Annotated in this window: 2 protein-coding genes and 1 pseudogene; all 3 read left to right on the forward strand. The window is 65.8% G+C overall.

Annotated elements, in window-relative coordinates; all coding sequences use genetic code 11:
* A partial coding sequence (locus JaAD80_RS31135) for a hypothetical protein (protein WP_180979670.1) occupies positions 1-183 on the forward strand: 183 nt, incomplete at its 5' end.
* A gap of 90 nt (positions 184-273) precedes the next feature.
* Positions 274-2,448 carry a type I secretion system permease/ATPase gene (locus JaAD80_RS29395; protein ID WP_102299687.1) on the forward strand — a complete coding sequence of 725 codons (2,175 nt, stop codon included), beginning with the start codon at positions 274-276 and terminating at the stop codon, positions 2,446-2,448.
* Positions 2,449-2,623: 175 nt separating this feature from the next.
* Positions 2,624-2,701, forward strand: a pseudogene (locus JaAD80_RS29400) (oxidoreductase); the annotation flags it as partial.

The following is a 2,701-nucleotide window of genomic DNA, read 5'->3' on the forward strand; positions in this document are numbered from 1 at the left end:
CAGAACTGGCGCTCCGCGCAGCAATTCAGTGCCGCCAGCCAGGCCGCCGGCGCCGCTTGGCAAGCCGATCCGGCGCAGCTGGTGCAGGCGCTGGCCGGCTTTGCCGTGCCGGTGGCCGCTTCGGCGCACTGGTCGGAAAAGGGCGGCCTGCCGATGCAGATCCAGCTGGCGGCCGCGCATTGATCGCCTGAGTAAGCAGCGTCACCTTCACGCAGCCGGGCCGGAATCGCTGGTCCTGGCCCGGCTGCGCCATTGAATCTCTGATTTTGCCCCATGACAGTCCTCCCACACCGCAACGATCCGCCACCGATTGAAACACCACCACCCGACACGGGCTTGCTGTCACTGCTGCTGATGGCCAGCCTGCATGGCATCGCCGCCGATGGCGCCCAGCTCAGGCACGCTTTCGGCCAGGCCGTGTTCACGCGGCAAACCGTGCTGCTGGCCGCGAAACAGCTGGGCTTGACGGCCAAGCTGGTGCGCCAGGCACCCGAACGGCTGGCGCACGCGCCGCTGCCGGCCATCGCCATGGATACCGACGGGCGTTTCTTTATACTCGGCAAGGTCGAGACGGGCGAAGGCGGCGTGAGCAAGGTGCTGGTCCAGCATCCGGGCCAGCCGCCGCAGATCCTGGGTCGCGAAGCCTTCCTTTCCGCCTGGACGGGCGAATTGATCTTTTTCACCAGCAAGGCCAGCTTCGCGGCCGAGACGGCCCGCTTCGATTTCAGCTGGTTCATTCCCGCCATCGTCAAATACCGCAGGCTGCTGGGCGAAGTGCTGCTGATTTCCTTCGTGCTGCAGCTGATCGGCCTGGCCACGCCTTTGTTTTTCCAGGTGGTGATGGACAAGGTGCTGGTCAACCACGCCATGCAGACGCTGAATGTCGTGGCCATCGGCCTGGTCTGCGCCATCGTTTTCGAAGCCGTGCTGGGCCTGATCCGCACCTATGTTTTCGCGCGTACCAGCAGCAAGATCGACGTGGAACTGGGGGCGCGCCTGTTCCGCCACCTGCTGGCCTTGCCGATCGCCTATTTCCAGGCGCGCCGCGTGGGCGATTCCGTGGCGCGCATCCACGAACTGGAAAACATCCGCTCCTTTCTGACCGGCAATGCCCTGACCCTGGTGCTCGATGTGCTGTTCTCCTTCGTCTTCATCGCCGCCATGCTGTGGTACAGCGCGGCGCTCAGCATTGTCGTGCTCGTCTCCATTCCCGTCTACGCCGCCCTGTCGATGCTGCTCACGCCCGTGCTGCGGGGCCGCCTGAACGAGAAATTCAACCGCGGCGCGGAAAACCAGTCTTTCCTGGTTGAAACCATCAGCGGCGTCGACACCGTCAAGGCCATGGCCGTGGAACCACGCTGGCAGCAGCAGTGGGAAAAGCAGCTGGCCGGCTATGTGTCGGCGGGCTTGTCGGCGAACAACATCGGCATGCTGGCCGGCGGTGGCGTGACCCTGGTCAGCAAGCTGGTGACGGCGGCCATCATGTGGTACGGCGCCACCCTCGTCATCGACGAGAAAATGACGGTGGGCGAACTGGTGGCGTTCAATATGCTGGCCGGGCAGGTGGCTTCGCCCATCTTGCGCCTGGCACAGCTGTGGAACGATTTCCAGCAAGTGGGCATTTCCATGAGCCGGCTTGGCGATATTCTCAACGCCAGAGCGGAAGCGGGCAGCCAGAAGGCGCGCCTGCCGCGCATCGCCGGCGCCATCGCCTTCCAGCAAGTGGGTTTCCGCTACCGGCCCGATGCGGCCGAAGTGCTGCGCGAGGTGTCGATCGCCATCGCGCCCGGCGAAGTGATCGGCATCGTCGGGCGTTCCGGTTCCGGCAAGAGCACGCTGACCCGGCTGGCGCAGCGCCTGTACGTGCCCGAGCGGGGCAAGGTGCTGATCGACGGGCAGGATATCGCCGTCATCGACACGGCATCGCTGCGGCGCCAGATCGGCGTGGTGCTGCAGGAAAACATCCTGTTCAACCGCTCCGTGCGCGACAACATCGCCTTGAGCGACCCCGCGCTGCCCATCGAGGCCGTCATCGCCGTGGCGAAACTGGCGGGTGCTCACGACTTCATTTGCGAGCTGCCGGAAGGCTACGACACCATGGTGGGCGAGCATGGCACGGGCTTGTCGGGCGGCCAGCGCCAGCGGATCGCCATCGCCCGCGCGCTCATCGGCGATCCGCGCATCCTGATCTTCGACGAGGCCACAAGCGCGCTCGACTACGAATCGGAAAAGATTATCCAGGACAATATGCGCGGCATCTGCGCCGGGCGCACGGTGCTGATCATCGCCCACCGCCTGTCGGCCGTGCGCGAAGCGCACCGCATCGTCGTCATGGACAAGGGCCAGGTAGCCCAGCTGGGCAGCCATGCGGCGCTGCTGGCGCAAGCGGACGGCATTTATGCGCATCTGTACGGCCTGCAGCAGGGCACGACAGGGAGCGCCGCATGAGCGCCGGCCACCGCCTGGCCGCGTACGGCGAGCTGATGCAACGCTATGGCCAGGTGCTGCGGGACAGCTGGCGCCACCGCGCCGCGCTGGGCGGCCCCGTGCTCGGCGAAGACGAAGCGGCCTTTCTGCCCGCCGCGCTGGCGCTGCAGGAGCGRMCYKTGKCGACAGCAACAGCCTGGCATCCCAGCGCGACATGCTGCGCACCGCGTTTGACCTGGGCATCACGCATTTCGACCTGGCGAACAACTACGGC

This window comes from Janthinobacterium sp. AD80, assembly GCF_002878455.1.
GTDB lineage: Bacteria > Pseudomonadota > Gammaproteobacteria > Burkholderiales > Burkholderiaceae_D > Janthinobacterium.